This window comes from Pseudomonas sp. ZS1P83, assembly GCF_054897825.1.
On the sequence record NZ_CM142706.1, the window covers coordinates 2185297 to 2200747 of the forward strand.

Consider the following 15451-nt stretch of genomic DNA (forward strand, 5'->3'; position numbering starts at 1 on the left):
CGCACTGCTGCGCATTCCCTCGCCTGGTCGCATCCGGCTCGGGACGCTGGCTGCTTGGGGGGAAGTATTGGAAGGGGGGGAGGGGTTCGTACAATATTAATTGGGCGGGGTGTTGATATGTGTTCGATATGGGGCAGGGTTTTATGGTGGATGTGCCGGCGCCATCGCGAGCAAGCTCGCTCCCACAGGGGTTTTTGTTGCGGCACAGATCGTAGTCACTCCCGAGAACCCTGTGGGAGCGAGCTTGCTCGCGATGGCGTCAGTCCAGTGTTTGCCGGGCCAGCTGGCGGATCACCTCAACCACCGGCGCCACCCGCTCGGCCTGCCCCGGCGGCCACACGGCGTAGAGGTTGTAATGCGCCGGAATTTGCGCCGCGTTCAGCTCTACCAAACGCCCCGCGCGCAACGCATCCGCTGCTAGCAACCCGCGCACCAGCCCCGCGCCAACCCCGGCTTCGGCCGCTGCAATCAGGTTGGCCGCATTATCGAAAACCACCCGCGCATTCGGCTCGGTCGGCGCCATTGCTGCTGCATCCAGCCAGGGAATCCACGAGCGCCGCGTATACCCCAGCAGCGGCAATTCCAGCACCTGCGCCGGCGTAATTGGCACCTGCAACCCATGGCGCTCAAGCAGCGCCGGGGATGCCACCGCCGTCACTCGATCACCGCAGATCTGGGTCATCTCGCAGTCTTCCCAATCGCCATACCCGTAGCGCAACGCCAGGTCCACCCGCTCGAACGAGCTGCGATCCGAGCGCGGCATCGACAGCAATACCACTTCATGGTCAGGCAATAAATCGAGCAGTTCCGGTAGCCGTGGATTGAGCCAGCTTTGGGCCAATTCACTGTCGACATCAAGGGTCAGCCGCTGCGCGACGCTGCGGTTTTTCACCGAGGACAGCGCCCGGTCGATCTGCGCCAGGCCGTCGGACAGCACACTGGCAAACAATTGCCCGGCATCGGTCAGGTTACTGCCGCCACCTTCGCGTACGAACAGCGGCTGGCCGATGAAGTCTTCCAGGCTGCGGATCTGCTGGCTGATAGCGCTGTGAGTCAGGTCGAGTTTGCGCGCGGCACTGGAGAAGCTTCCGCTGCGCGCGGCCTGGATGAATGCACTCATGGACTGCACCGACGGGTATCGCTTGTACATGCTGTTAGTCCTACTTACACAGGATGGCAGAAATCGTCGCTGGCCCGTTTTTGCGCAGGCTCCCAATAATCGGCGACCAGGCCTGCACAAAGACGGGCCGCTCTCTTGGAGCCTGACAATGATCGAATTCACGATAAACGGCGAACGACACGAGCTGGTAGAGACATCGCCCTCCATGCCCTTGTTATGGGTGTTGCGTGATCACTTGAAACTCACCGGCACCAAGTTCGGTTGCGGCATGGGCCTGTGCGGTGCCTGTACCGTACACCTGGACGGTGTCGCAGTACGTTCCTGCCAACTGCCGGTCGCCGCCGTGGCGGGACACAGCATCACCACCATCGAGGGCTTGTCACCCACCGAACAGCATCCGCTGCAACTGGCCTGGGTTGCCGAAGATGTTCCGCAATGTGGTTACTGTCAATCCGGGCAGATCATGTCCGCGGCCGCGTTGCTCAACACCGGTGCGACAGTCACCGATGACTCGATCCGCAATGCCATGTCCGGCAACGTGTGCCGCTGCGGCACTTACGGGCGAATCAATAAAGCCATCAAGCGCGCAGCTGCTGCGCCGAAGGAGGCGTGATGACGTTTATCGACGACACTCAGATCGAACTGCCGCGCCGTCTCTTTCTCAAGCAGGCTGCCACGGTTGCCAGCGGCCTGGCAATTGCGTTCTATCTGCCCTCAGGCATAGCCGCTACGGACCTGAAAGGACCTGCGCCTGCGGGTGAATTCGAGCCCAACGCCTGGGTTCGGGTATTGCCCGACGGCACGGTGAAACTGGTGGTGCACAAACACGATTCCGGCACAGGCACCCACACTGCATTGGCCGCTTGCGTGGCCGAGGAACTGGACGTCAACCCGATGACCGTGCAGGTGATATCGCCGGAAAATCCGTTCTTTGAAACCTACATTCACCCGATATGGAAAGTCTTCTCGACGGGGGGTAGCACCAGTGTTTCGCTGGAATACGATCGCCTGCGGATGGCCGGTGCCACGGCGCGCGCATTGCTGATCACTGCGGCGGCCACGCAATGGAAAGTCAGTCCCGGCAGTTGCACAACCGAAGAGGGCCGGGTGGTGCACTCCGCCAGCAAACGCAGCCTGGGTTACGGTGAGCTGGTGAGTGTTGCTGCGAAATTGCCAGCACCGGCCAAGGTCACTCTGAAGGACCCCGCGCAGTTCAAGTACATTGGCAAACTGCGGCACAAGCGCGATGCGGCAGCCAAGGTTTGCGGGCGCTTCAAGTACAGCATCGACGTGGAATTGCCAGAGATGCTGGTGGCGGTGATTCAGCGCACGCCGGTGGTCGGCGCCAAGGTTGTCTCGGTGGATTCCAGTACGGCGTTGCAAGTACCGGGCGTGCGTAAGGTGATCGCGATTCCCGGCAGGGCTGATGTGCTCGGCGGCAATCAGGAAGGCGTCGCAGTGCTCGCGGACAACTACTGGGCCGCCCAACAGGGTCGTGCGTTGCTCAAGGTGCAATGGAGCGATTCACCCTTGGCCGGTTTCGACAGCGATCAACTGGCGACGGCGCAAGCGGCGGCCATCCACGACAAAAAAGCACAACGGGTGTCCGCCATGGTTGCAGGTGACGTGAGCGCTCAGTGGCCGAACGCCGCGAAGCTGCTCGAGGCCGATTACCTCATGCCATACAAGGTGCAGAACCCGCTGGAACCGATCTGCATTACCGCCGAGGTGAAGAATAACGCCATCACCTACTGGGGCGGCGTTCAGGTGCCATCTTCGGCGCTGGAAGCTGCGCAAACGGTGTGCAAGATCGCCAAGGACAAGGTCACCATCAACGAGTTGGTGTCCGGTGGCAGCTTCGGGGCGCGGGAGGCCAAGTACTGGTTGTTCGAAGTGGCATACCTGGCGCAGCAGGCGAAGGTGCCAGTCAAGCTGATGAACAGCCGTGAAGACGAAATGCGTTCGCTGTTCATGCACCCTGCGACTCTGCATCGAGTCAAAGGTGCGCTGGATGCTCAGGGAAAACTCACGGCGTTGAAACTTGACGCGGTCTCACCGGCTTCACCGGAACAGTGGGAACCAGGCTATTTCGAACGCCCCGACCACATGGACTACAGCACGACCGAGGCTATCACCGCGTGGGACTTTGCTTATCGTCCTGCGAATCTGGACCTGGTCTGGGTCAGGCACGAAAGCAACGTGCCCAGCGGTTGGTATCGCTCCGTGAGTTTCATTCCCAATGTGTTTGCCGTCGAAAGTTTCATGGACGAATTGGCACACAGCTCGGGACAGGATCCGTTGGCCTTTCGCCTAGCCAATATGCAAGGCCGGCCCCGGCACGTCGCGGTGCTGAAGAACGCCGCCGAACGTGCCGGTTGGGGCCAGCCATTGCCGGAAGGGACAACCTTGGGGATCGCCACCAATCAGGGTTACACCAGCTTCATCGCGGTGGTCGCCAGACTTTCGAAAAAAGACGGTGTGATCAAGGTCGATAAGCTCACCTGCGTGGTCGATTGCGGCCTGGCGGTGTCGCCGGGCGGTGTCGAAGAGCAGATCTACGGCGGCTTGATGTGGGGCCTCGGCCACGCGCTGTTCGACCGCATGGACATCAAACAGGGCAGGGTGGTGCAGAGCAACTTCCATGATTACCGGGTGCCCCGGATGTCGGACATGCCGACGATAGATATTCTGGTACTGGACGGCGAGCCGAGCAAACCTGGAGGTGTCGGTGAACTGGGCAGCACGTCGGTGGCCCCGGCCATCGCCAATGCGCTGTTCAGCTTGACCGGTGTGCGCCAGCGCTCGACGCCACTGACCCTGGGATAGCCGTCATGGACTTGCGATTGCTGCGGTATTTCATGGCCCTTGCTGAAGAGCTGCACTTTGGCCGGGCTGCCACGCGTTTGCACATTTGCCAACCGCCGCTGAGCCAGCAGATTCGTCTGCTGGAAGAGGAGCTGGGTACGCCGCTGTTCGAGCGTAGTCATCACCGGGTCGAGCTGACGGCGGCCGGACAGATACTCAAGGAACAGGCGCCGCTGGTGTTCGAACAACTGAACCGCGCGCTGGACCTGACTCGTCAGACCGGTCGTGGTCAGTTGGGCGAGCTGGAAATCGGCATGATCAGTTCGGTGATGGTTGGCGTGCTGCCGCGGGCCTTACATCTATTTCGTGAGCGCTATCCTCAGGTGTCCTGGCGCCTGCATGAAATGACGCCAGCGGCACAGGTCATAGCGTTGAAGGAGAAACGCATCGATGCCTGTGTATTCCGGGTCGGCTATGACGATCCGCAGTTGCGCAATGAACTGCTGATCTACGAGCCGATTCGCGTGGTCATGCCTGTCGATCATCCTTTGGCTCGATGCGAAAGCCTGGCGCCGGCGGACTTGGCACAGGAGCCTTTTGTGGCGCTGGAACTCAAGCAGTCGCGGTTTGCAGATTTTCTCTATCAGTGCTGCATCAAGGCCGGTTTTACCCCACAAATCCGCCAACAGGTGATCGAGGTTCAAACCTTGCTCAGCCTGGTGCAAGCCGGTTTCGGTGTGGCGTTATTGCCAGCGTCCATCGAGCAGCTGGCGCCACCCGGGCTGGTGTTTCGCCGCCTGACCCCAGCGTTGCCGGAAGTGCCGTTGTACGCCACTTACCGCGCAGACGATGACTCGCCGGTGCTCAAACTGTTTCTCGATACGTTGCGCGAACGAGTTCTCGAAGAACGCCAGCAACCCCTCCTCAACTCCATAACGCGGATTTGATTTCACCCTCGAACCGGCGAATTTATGATTCGCCATTCTGGACTTGGACTAGATATTCCATATTAAGACCCAACGCACATCAGTAACGGCCAAACTTTTGTCGATATTCCGCTGGCGTTAGGGCAGTCAATTCTTTGAACATTCGCCGCATATTGGAATCACTGCTGAAACCAAGCTCTATGCTAATTGTGCTGACGGTTGATGACGTCAAGGTGAGGCGTTCGCTGACCTGGTTTAACTTAATAAGACGGGCATAGGCAGCCACCGCTAGGCCTGTTTCTTTTTTGACCTTGCGCGCGAGAGTTCGCGCGGACATTCCGAGTTTATCCGCTAACTTTTCCACTGTAAGTTGTTCAGCCGGCAGTTGCTCAACCAAGACAATTAGCTTGCGTAGTAACCTTTCGGACTGCTCCATTAGGCTTATTGTCTGAAACGCGGTGTGAGCGACAGCAGGGCGTGGTAGCACCATCAACTTGATGAGGTCTCGAAAAATTTCAGAGCTGACGTTCTTTTCGATCAGCGCCTGGGCGATGGGCAGATATCCGTTTACGCCTGAAGCTGTGGCCGTTCTCTGGTTAATGATGCAGATCTGCTCGCTTTGCCAGCGCACCTTTTTGTAGCGCTGAGCCATTGTCTCCACTAACCACCATGTGATCGTTGCCGCCTGATCATTTAACTGACCACTCGCGGCAAGTAGACAAACGCCCGTGCAATAACTCAAAAGCTTGCATGTTTTGGCACGATTCGATAGGGCTGCCACCAGGGGCGTATGAACGACCAACTCCGTTTCAACCTCCTGCGCCGACTCCGCCCAGAAGCCTGGCACCAAGATAGCGTCCAGTTCGTCGCTATCAAGGGAGGCTGTCGCCTGCAACGTCACGCCATGCGCACACTCAACTGGCCCGATCTGCTCCGCGACATAGACAGTTTCGAAGAGATCATGACCTGTGCGCCGATTCGCTGCGTACAGAAGATCTGCGAATGCAAACAAGCCCGCAGGCATGCAATTGGAGAACAGGAGGAGACCAACTCTTAAAGTTTTGGACATGGCCTAAAATGAATCCATTATGACTAATCTTGCCATTATGGACTCCGTATCGGATTGGCACCATAAGATCTCTTTCCAAAGGGTTTTTATGATGAAAATTCAACACATTCGAAATGCCACAATCATTATTGAAATCGGCCTCCATCGCATCCTTGTCGATCCAATGATGGCGCGAAAAGATGCGCTCCCGCCCTTACGATTATTCGGCGCCAGGCAGCGCAACCCAATCGTAGAATTGCCGGATTCAACCTCGACTGTTCTCGATGCGGTAACCCACTGTCTGATCACCCACTGCCAAAAGGGGCACTTCGACCACTTGGATCGAGCAGCCAAAAGATGGCTTCGCGAGAGACAAATTCCAGTGATCTGTTCACCGCACGACGCGCCCCATCTTGCAGAGCAAGGCTTAAACATCCAGCCGCTTCCGGAAAATCATGAGCAGCCTAATCTCTTTTTGGGCGGCACGATTCGTACAATCAAATGCACCCATGGAAAAGGCCTGATTGGCAAGTTGATGGAGCACGGTGTCGGTTACTTAATCGAAATGCCAGGCGAACCCAGCCTCTATCTGGCTGGCGATACAATTCTCACGCCGACCATACGGGATTTCGTGCTACACCACCGGCCACACGTCAGCGTTGTACCTGCTGGGGGTGCACGATTTGATTTTGGTGACGACATTATCATGGGGATTGACGAAGTCGTTGAATTCACTCGGCTGAGTCGCGGAACGGTGGTGGCCAATCACATGGAAGCGGTCAGCCATTGCCCGGTAACTAGATCCGCACTCGCTAAAGCAGGAAAACTAGCCGGTATTGACCAGCGTTTGCGGATCCCAGCAGATGGTGAAAGTATGGAATTCACTTGTTAACTAATAGCCATTGAATCGTGGTGTCCACCCGCATGTATGTCAGCACGAATTTAGAACTTGTTGCGGATACTACGAACACTGGACCCTGGTAGGGCCGGAGTCAAAATGAAAGGCATCCTCGAACTTGCGGAGCTGGGCCAAGCATCTCAAGCGCCAAACCGTGGCTCTTTGGTTTTGTTATCAGCATCCTCAAACGCCTTGGTTGCCGAAGTGCATTTCAGTGTGGGTCGTGGTCTATGCGTTGAGCCCAACCGACCTCTCCCGATTTCATTACTGTCCTCGGGTATCTGGATGACGCTATCATTTAAATGCTCTGGCTACCGAATAAAAGACCAATCTGTCTATATTATGAGGAGCATGCACATGCTTTCTGAATACAAAATGACGCTGCCAGCTATTGAACTGGAGGCCTCCGAAGGCCGAGCAAAGGACGTTTTGACCAAAGGCAAAGCACAAGCAGGCGTTCTCCCAAACATGTACTCCCACATGGCGAATTCGCCTGGCCTGCTGGAGACATACCTGGAAGGCTATTCAGCATTCCGTAACGAGTCAGGTTTTACATCGGCGGAACAGGAGCTGATTTTTTTGGTTATCAGTCGCGAAAACGGATGCGAATACTGTGTCTCGGCTCATAGCGCCATTGCCGATATGAAGTCAGGGCTCGCCCCGCAAACCACCAATGCGATTCGTGACAACACAGTGATCGAAGATGAAAAACTCTCGGCATTGGCCGCGTTCACACGTGTGATGTTCCATACCCGGGGGTTGCCGTCTAAGTCCGCCGTTCAAGCATTCCAAGGGGGCGGCTATGGCGAACGGCAGATCCTGGAGGTCGTTCTGGCAATTGCGATAAAGACGTTGAGTAATTATTCCAATCACCTCTTTCATACCCCTCTAGATAAGATCTTCGAAGGCAGGGCTTGGCAGCAGGAATAACCGCTTCCGGAAATTTCAGCTTGCTCTGCTTCTTGGCAATCACCCCAAGAGAGATGGATGTAAGCACTTCAGCGCGGTCTCACTGGCAGCTTAGACCGTGCTAAGTGGCCTTCTCAGGTGCCTTCCTAATACAGTGATGAGGCTAGGCTGTAACAAACGAAATTCCAACGACGTCCATGTATACCTTCGCTTCATGCAGGATCGCAGAGATCTGTTCGCTGACGATCGTCTGCGCCGCTCTCTTAAGAAGCTGAAATGAAAGGGAGTCCGATTAACCTTTGCGCAGTCCGATTAATTCTCACGCCTCACACCTCGAAACTCCTGAGATATTGATGGGCAGAGGGACGCTCATCTGGTTTAACTTATGGGCGATGCCAGATGTTCATGAGATATCCCAAACGGCACTGCTGCTAGTTCAATGGCTCAGCGATGATGGCAATCCTGATGATAGGGGCGATAGTGTCCACGTATTTTTAAGTGGACAACATCGCCCTTATCGCTGGGATCGGGTAGGTGAATTCGCCGGACGCTTACGCAACTTCATCAGCAAATTGATGTAGTCGAGTTCGGCCTATGCTAGTCCAACAGGGAGTAGGTATACATTATGTATGGCCTCTTGGTGTACGTAAGGATATGCTGCCCCCGACTTCATATATGCCAATAAAAACCAACTACAGTGACGTTATGAGCCAATCAGAGACGCGTGCGACTGCCCTAACGCTGTATCCAGAGGACTCCCGCGAGGCGGCGGCTCTACTGAAACAGGCCGTACCACTGATGGTGCGTCACAACATTCCACCCAATCCCGCGCACTATGCTCTCTGGTACACCTACAGCAAAGGTCAGGAGCCAGAGCTTAATCGCCTTCTGGACAGGGTGGTCAAAGACTTCGACTGTTTCCCTCCAGAATCCGCTACGAAGCTTTTTCGCGACTACATCATTCGTGACGAATTGGAGGAGGCGCGCGCAGGGCAACAACAAGCGATCAATCTGGTTGACGACATGGAGCGTAATGTCTCGCGTAGCGTGAATGGCAGTGTCAACTTTCAAGCCAGTCTAGGGTATTGCATGGAAATGCTCGCGGAGCCGGTCGACAAGAGGTTGCCCGCCATTCTGAGCGAGCTGCAACAAAGCACCCAGGTCATGCAGGATCAGCAAGAGCTTTTCCTCTCCCAGCTGCACTCAGCGCAGAATGAAATTAAGAGTCTGAGAGACAAGCTCGAGCGAGCCCAACTGGCTGCATCTTTGGATGGGCTGACCAAGGTGTTGAACCGAGCTACCTTCACTCGCTTGCTGGAGCATGCGTTGATCAACGCTCCTCATGGGGTGGCATTGGTCATGTTGGATATTGATCATTTCAAGCAGTTCAATGACCGGTATGGCCATCCTCTGGGCGACCGCGTACTTGAGCATGTTGGTCAGGTGTTACGGAACTCGCTCCCGCCTCAGGCCCTGGCGGCACGCTATGGTGGTGAAGAGTTCTGTGTAGTCCTGCAAGCGTGTTTTGATCTCACCAGTGCTCATACTTTTGCTGAGCAGCTGCGCCTAAAAATCCAGGCGCTGCGGATCAAGGTTCGTGGCACGGATGAGGTGCTAGACACCGTAACTGCGTCCTTTGGTGTCGCCCTCGCCAAAGCTGGTGACGACGTGGAAAGCCTTCTGACTCGTGCTGATGATGCGCTCTATCTAGCCAAGCGCAGCGGGCGCAACCGAGTGAACTGAAACTGGCGTTCGGACTCTAGCTGCAATCACATAGCTCCACAGGATATGGTGACTCGAATCGCCTTCATTCGTAAGCGTCCAGCCAACACACCTTCCGAACTCCAACATTAAGGGCGATGGTGTCCGCGTATTTTTAAGCGGACGCGATTGCCCTTAATGTCAGGATTTCCATGCACCAACGAACCTCTTATCCAAAGCCCTTCAAAACTCAAGTCGTCCAGGAATGCCTGCAACCGGGCGCCTCTGTTGCCAGTGTCGCGATGAGTCACGGCATCAACGCTAACGTCGTGCGAAAATGGTTGCCGCTTTACCGCGATCAACAGCTCACTGACTTGGTCGCTTTCTTGCCGGTGAAGCTGGAATCAAACATTCAGAACGAGAAGTCCGTCAGCATCGAGTTGCCGTGCGGGCTAGGAACGATGACCGTGAAATGGCCGGCCTCCGATCCTGATGGCTGTACCCGATTCGTTCGCGGACTAACGCAATGATCCGCATCGACTCCATCTGGCTCGCCACCGAGCCCATGGACATGCGCGCCGACCGGTATCATGATGACGGAAAGTTATCCGATGCAACCAAGAATATCTCTTAACTACTTATAAAAAACGTCAAGAGTGCATGCGAATGCAGAAGCATGTACATAACTTTTCTTTGGATTAAAAACCTTGAACAAACTGTCCGAGATGCATTCTTTTGTCATGGTGGCGGACACTGGCAGTATTTCCGAAGCGGCTCGGCGTTTGGGTACGGCCAAATCAATGGTCTGCCAGCGTATCCAGAAACTGGAAAAACGCCTGGATAGCATCTTGCTGGAGCGTGGTCGCCAGGCTCGGCTGACTGAATCGGGTGAGGTGTTTTACCGTTATTGTGTGCGCATTCTTACCGATGTCGAAGATGCCGAAGACGCCGTCCTGACATCACAATCGAGTTTGCGCGGGAGCCTACGGATTGCGGCTCCTATGGCTTTTAGCATTCGTTACCTGACGCCGATTTTGTCGTCCTTCGCTATGCTTTACCCTGAACTGCGGTTGGATGTCGAATATGATGATCGCAACGTCAACTTACACGAAGAGAAGTTTGACGCAGCCATCCGTATCGGTGAGTTACCTGACTCCTCGCTCATCGCCAGAACCATTACTGCCAACCGCCATATCATCTGCGCGAGCCCAGCCTACCTGGCTGCTCACGGAACACCGCAAGTCCCGCAAGATCTGGCCCAGCATTTCGCCATGCTCTATGTGAATCGCGAGCCACTTGGCAGATGGACGCTACCAGTGAACAACACATTGGAGTCGTTTCCTGTGCGCTGCCGTATGCGCACTAACAATGGTCATCAACTCATGGAGGCCGCCAAGGCCGGTATGGGTCTAGCTATTTTGCCCACCTTCCTGGCCGCACCGGACATTGTGGCCGGTGAACTTGAAGAGGTTCTGGCACCCTACGCACCTCGTGGTGGCAACTTCTCAATGGTTTACCGGCGATCTCAGAGGGCTTCGCTCAAGCTTCAAGCGCTGACTAATTTCCTCATCGAACAGATCGGCAGTCCCCCGGTGTGGGAACAAATGCTGGCGGCTCACTCGCAGCGATCAAGTTGATGCGTTCGCAAAAAACGAATCGTTGATTCGTTCTTTGCCGGCTTATGGTGATCTGAGCCTTGAATTATGCTTTTTCCACCAGACGCACTACCGAGCGTCTGACAGGGAAGAAGACGGATGAAGAGAACCCTTAGCAATCCTGCTCGCCGTGCTGTATTGGCAGGTGGCGTTATGGTTGCCGCGACTTTGGCGGCGGGCAATGGCTTGGCGCAGGTTTTGGAACCAGGCAGCAAACCCGGTAGGAGTGAAGGCCGTAGTACCCCGGTCGATGTGATCATCATCGGTGGAGGTTCGGCCGGCGCGGTTATGGCTCGTCGCTTGAGCGAGAACAGCAAGCGTCAGGTGTTGTTGCTTGAGGCGGGCCATAGCTATGACCCGAATAATTACCCCGAGATTATCGCTAGCAGCGACACCGTTGGTGCCAATGGCAATCCGGAGTTTGAATGGGGCTACAAGACCCAGCCGGGCTACATCGAACATCCTATCGGGGCATTGCGCGGTAAGGTGCTGGGGGGGAGCTCGGCAATCAATGGCGCAGTGGCAATCCGTGCGCGCCCTAACGACTTCAAGCGCTGGGATCTGCCAGGCTGGAGTTATGAAGAGCTGCTGCCTTCCTTCAAAAAGCTGGAAACTCACAGCAGTGGTGCCAGCCAGCTACACGGCCATGAAGGGCCGCTCCCTGTGCATCAACTCAGTAATACAGATGTAACCCCCATGCAGCGCGCCTTCATCGACGCCACGGTCGCCAATGGCTACAAAGTGGTTACCGATTTTGACGGTGCTGACGCCAACGGAGTAGGGCCGTACCCGATGAATATCGTCAACGGTGTGCGAGTCAACACCGGCATGGCCTACCTTACCGATGAGGTGCGAGCCCGCGACAACCTGCATATCCGTCCCGACAGCTTGGTAGATAAAGTTCTGTTCGACGGTAAGCGCGCAATCGGTGTGCAACTGGCCAACGGGGAAAAGCTCTTGTCTGGTGAAGTCATCCTTTCGGCTGGCAGCTATGGCAGTGCCGCGATCCTGTTGCGTTCCGGCATTGGCCCGGGGGAGGATCTCCGTGCCTTGCAAATTCCACTGGTCGCCGAGCTGCCTGTGGGACAAAACTTGGTGGATCACCCGTTCTACTACAACGCCTATGCCGCCAAGCCTGATGTGATTGGCAGTCAGTCGCCAGCCATTGGTGCAAAACTCTGGACTCACAGCAGTACAGCCGAGAACGGTGATCTGGATCTTCATATCACGGCCACCCACTTGTTTCCCCACGACCAGAGCCCGACCAAGGTTGGCTTCGTTCTCGCGGTAGCCCTGACTCGACCACTGTCCCGAGGCAAAGTGACGCTCGCTAGTCGCGATCCGTTCGTAGCACCGAACATCGATCTGAATTTTCTGGCTGATGAAAAGGATCGCCAGCGTCTGCTGGATGGCATCCGCCTGTCCCGCAAAATCGGCACAACGGCACCACTCAATAAGCTGATCCATTCCGAGCTCAACCCGGGCCAAGGCAACGACACCGACGAGGCTTTACTGGCCAGCGTCAAAGCTAGTCTCGATACCTATCACCACCCGACCTCGACTGCTCCCATGGGGCGGCCGGGCGATGCGCGAGCGGTGGTCGATCTGCAAGCGCGGGTTATCGGCGTGCAGGGCCTGCGGGTAGTGGACGCTTCGATCTTCCCTGATGTGCCTTCGGTAGCCACCAACATCACTGTGATTGCCACCGCCGAGCACATTGCTCGTCTCTACGTTTAATCCTCAGGAATCTGCCTCTATGAACAGCACTCCAGCTTTGAACTGGATCGACGGCCAATGGCTGGACTCCGGTGTTTACAAAGACTCCATCGACCCAGCGACCTATGAGCTGATTGGTCAATACGCCGAAGGTGGCTTAAACGAAGCGCAACAGGCAATTAAGGCGGCACAACGGTCGTTCGCTGAAACGCCTTGGAAAGACGATCGTAACTTGCGCGCCAAGGTATTGTTGGAGTTGGCGGATGCTTTCGAGCGCAACGCAGATGAGTTGATCGACACCCTGGCGCTAGAAAACGGCAAGATCAGACCCGAAGCCGAGTTCGAGGTCACTATGGTGCCCTCCAAACTGCGCTATTACGCCGCTCTTGCTCGCGCCGAATACGGTCGTGCGGCCGAGCCCAAGCCTGGCAAAATTTCCCTGGTGATCCGTCAAGCAGTGGGCGTAGCGGGCATCATCGTGCCGTGGAATTCACCAGTGGTACTGATGATTCGCTCCCTGGCACCTGCCCTGGCTGCCGGTTGCACCACAGTGATCAAAATGCCCGGGCAAACGGCCCAGACCAACTGCCTGGTAGCACGGATCATGAGTGAGGCGGCGTCGCTGCCTCGTGGCGTCATCAATCTGTTCAGTGAACTGGGTGCGACCGGTTCCATACATCTGGTGGAGTCGCCCAAGGTTCCGGTGATCAGTTTCACCGGTAGCACAAGCACCGGTCGGGCGATTTCCGCTGCGGGTGCACAGCACCTCAAACGCTTTGGCCTGGAACTGGGTGGGAAAACGCCAATGCTGGTGTTTAACGACGCTGACCTTGATGTTGTCGTGCCAACGTTAGAAAAAGCTCTGACGGTATTCGCTGGTCAATTCTGCATGACGGGGTCGCGGCTGCTGGTGCAACGTGATATTGCCACGGCGCTGACGGAGCGCTTGGCCGCGCGGTTGGAAGCCGTGCGCGTGGGGCCGGCTGCGGATCCCGCCAGCGAAATGGGGCCGTTGATAGATAAACCTAACGTGCAGCGGGTCAACCAAGTGGTGGAGGAAGCGATCACCGACGGCGCTCAAATCATCGTTCGCGGCGGGCCGGTCACCGAGGGGCCATTGGCCAAGGGCGCTTTCTATCGCCCGACCTTGCTGCGCGTCACTGACCCTAATATGCCCATTGTCCAGCGCGAGACGTTCGGCCCGGTGCTGACCCTACAGGTGTTCGATAGCGAAGCCGAGGCGATCGAGCTGGCTAACAACAGTGAGTTCGGCCTGGCGGCTGGCGTGTGGACTCGCGATGTCGACCGTTCTCTGCGGGTTGCCCGTGAACTGGAGGTTGGCACTGTATGGGTCAACGACTGGGCAGTGGTCTACGACGAGTTTGAGGAGGGTGGTTTTAAACAGTCGGGCCAGGGACGCCTCAACGGCGTAGCTGCCATGGATGACTTTGTCGAATACAAACATATCGCCCTCAATCCCGGCCTGCGCCAAGCTTAAATTAAATCAGTTCGCCTGCGCGCGTTGGTGCGTAGGCGGCTGTACAGAGAATCATATTCATGAATCGTACAAAAACCTTACTAGATCCTTTGGATGTCGGGCCATTCACCTTGGCCAACCGTGTGCTGATGGCTCCGATGACTCGTTCGCGCTCTGCCCAGCCCGGTGATATCCCCACAGCACTCAACGCCCGATACTATGGTCAGCGTGCAGGTGCAGGGCTGCTGATCAGCGAAGGTATGCCGATTTCTCCCGGCGCCAAAGGCTATGCCTACACACCCGGTATCTATACCGAGGCCCAGCAAACTGGCTGGAGGCAGGTGACTGACGAGGTTCATGCCAACGGAGGTCTGATCGCCGCCCAGCTGTGGCATGTCGGCCGCATTTCCCATCACTCGGTCTTACCCCAGGGCCAGTCGCCTCTGGCGCCTTCAGCTATTCGTGCACAGGCCAAGATTTTCGCCTTCGATGATGAAGGTATGCCGAGTATGGTCGATTGCGACATGCCAGAGGCGTTGAGCGAAGAGGGGATTGCGGCGGTCGTGCAGGAGTTTGTCCAGGCCGCACTGTGGGCCCGCGCCGCAGGCTTTGATCTGGTTGAAGTGCAAGGCGCAAACGGTTTTTTGCTGGAGCAATTTCTCTCCGTCACCACCAACGAGCGCACTGACCGCTACGGTGGCTCGCTGGAGAACCGTGCACGTTTTGTCGTGGAAGTGGTGGACGCGGTTTCGGCTGCCATTGGTGCGGATCGGGTCGGTATCCGCCTTTCGCCGTGGTGCCCACCCAGCGTCAACGATATGGACTTCAGCGTCGAAGCTCAGGACATTACTTTGTACCTCGCCGAGTCTCTCAGTCAGCGGCGCATCGCTTACCTGCATTTGTCCGAGTGGCCCGGTGTGGATTATCCCTCAGGGTTTCGCGCGCAACTGCGCTCGGCGTTCAGCGGTGCGATCTTCGTATGCGGTGGCTATCAGCAGGCTGACGCGCAACACATCGTCGCGCAAGGACTTGCCGATGCCGTGGCGTTCGGCAAACCCTTCATCGCCAATCCCGACCTGCCGCAGCGGTTCGCGCTCGACGCCGAGTTAGCGGAGCCTGATGGCAGCACCTTTTACGGTGGCGACGCCCGGGGTTACACGGACTATCCATCCTTTGCGGCTCAGAGCTGAGCCCCG

At 56.6% G+C, this 15451-nt stretch carries 13 protein-coding genes; 11 read left to right on the forward strand and 2 right to left on the reverse strand.

Annotation, left to right across the window (positions count from 1 at the left end):
* Positions 1–259: 259 nt before the first annotated feature.
* Positions 260–1150, reverse strand: a complete 891-nt coding sequence (locus ACYZT0_RS10620) for a LysR substrate-binding domain-containing protein (RefSeq protein WP_462045786.1) — start codon at positions 1148–1150, stop codon at positions 260–262.
* 118 nt (positions 1151–1268) lie between these two features.
* Here ACYZT0_RS10620 and ACYZT0_RS10625 point away from each other — a divergent pair, with 118 nt between their 5' ends.
* The 3 genes from ACYZT0_RS10625 to ACYZT0_RS10635 are packed head-to-tail and all read left to right on the forward strand — an operon-like array spanning position 1269 to position 4872.
* Positions 1269–1733 carry a 2Fe-2S iron-sulfur cluster-binding protein gene (locus tag ACYZT0_RS10625; protein WP_133102821.1) on the forward strand — a complete coding sequence of 155 codons (465 nt, stop codon included), beginning with the start codon at positions 1269–1271 and terminating at the stop codon, positions 1731–1733.
* Positions 1733–3946, forward strand: coding sequence for a xanthine dehydrogenase family protein molybdopterin-binding subunit (locus ACYZT0_RS10630; protein WP_462045787.1), 2214 nt, complete (start codon positions 1733–1735; stop codon positions 3944–3946). Before ACYZT0_RS10625 ends, ACYZT0_RS10630 begins: the two co-directional genes overlap by 1 nt.
* Positions 3947–3951: 5 nt before the next feature.
* Positions 3952–4872: a LysR substrate-binding domain-containing protein gene (locus tag ACYZT0_RS10635; protein ID WP_462045788.1), complete on the forward strand. Its 921-nt coding sequence runs from the start codon at positions 3952–3954 to the stop codon at positions 4870–4872.
* 79 nt (positions 4873–4951) lie between these two features.
* Here ACYZT0_RS10635 and ACYZT0_RS10640 read toward each other — a convergent pair whose 3' ends face one another.
* On the reverse strand, positions 4952–5920 hold the full coding sequence (locus ACYZT0_RS10640; RefSeq protein WP_462045789.1) for a GlxA family transcriptional regulator: 969 nt from the start codon (positions 5918–5920) through the stop codon (positions 4952–4954).
* Between the two features lie 91 nt (positions 5921–6011).
* Between ACYZT0_RS10640 and ACYZT0_RS10645 the strand changes: the two genes are divergently transcribed.
* The 8 genes from ACYZT0_RS10645 (at position 6012) to ACYZT0_RS10680 (ending at position 15445) form a co-directional block, all read left to right on the forward strand.
* A complete protein-coding gene (locus ACYZT0_RS10645; RefSeq protein ID WP_462046543.1) occupies positions 6012–6791 on the forward strand; it encodes an MBL fold metallo-hydrolase in 780 nt (259 codons plus the stop codon).
* 105 nt (positions 6792–6896) lie between these two features.
* Positions 6897–7727 carry a carboxymuconolactone decarboxylase family protein gene (locus ACYZT0_RS10650; RefSeq protein ID WP_462045790.1) on the forward strand — a complete coding sequence of 277 codons (831 nt, stop codon included), beginning with the start codon at positions 6897–6899 and terminating at the stop codon, positions 7725–7727.
* Positions 7728–8411: 684 nt separating this feature from the next.
* Positions 8412–9449: a GGDEF domain-containing protein gene (locus ACYZT0_RS10655; protein WP_462045791.1), complete on the forward strand. Its 1038-nt coding sequence runs from the start codon at positions 8412–8414 to the stop codon at positions 9447–9449.
* Positions 9450–9619: 170 nt separating this feature from the next.
* Positions 9620–9937: an IS66-like element accessory protein TnpA gene (gene tnpA / locus ACYZT0_RS10660; protein ID WP_462045792.1), complete on the forward strand. Its 318-nt coding sequence runs from the start codon at positions 9620–9622 to the stop codon at positions 9935–9937.
* A 177-nt stretch (positions 9938–10114) separates the two neighbouring features.
* Entirely contained in the window at positions 10115–11044 is a 930-nt protein-coding gene (locus ACYZT0_RS10665) for a LysR family transcriptional regulator (protein ID WP_462045793.1), read from the forward strand.
* A 117-nt stretch (positions 11045–11161) separates the two neighbouring features.
* A complete protein-coding gene (locus ACYZT0_RS10670; protein WP_462045794.1) occupies positions 11162–12799 on the forward strand; it encodes a GMC family oxidoreductase in 1638 nt (545 codons plus the stop codon).
* A 19-nt stretch (positions 12800–12818) separates the two neighbouring features.
* Positions 12819–14276: an aldehyde dehydrogenase family protein gene (locus tag ACYZT0_RS10675; protein ID WP_462045795.1), complete on the forward strand. Its 1458-nt coding sequence runs from the start codon at positions 12819–12821 to the stop codon at positions 14274–14276.
* 59 nt (positions 14277–14335) lie between these two features.
* Positions 14336–15445 carry an alkene reductase gene (locus ACYZT0_RS10680; protein WP_462045796.1) on the forward strand — a complete coding sequence of 370 codons (1110 nt, stop codon included), beginning with the start codon at positions 14336–14338 and terminating at the stop codon, positions 15443–15445.
* Positions 15446–15451: the final 6 nt, after the last annotated feature.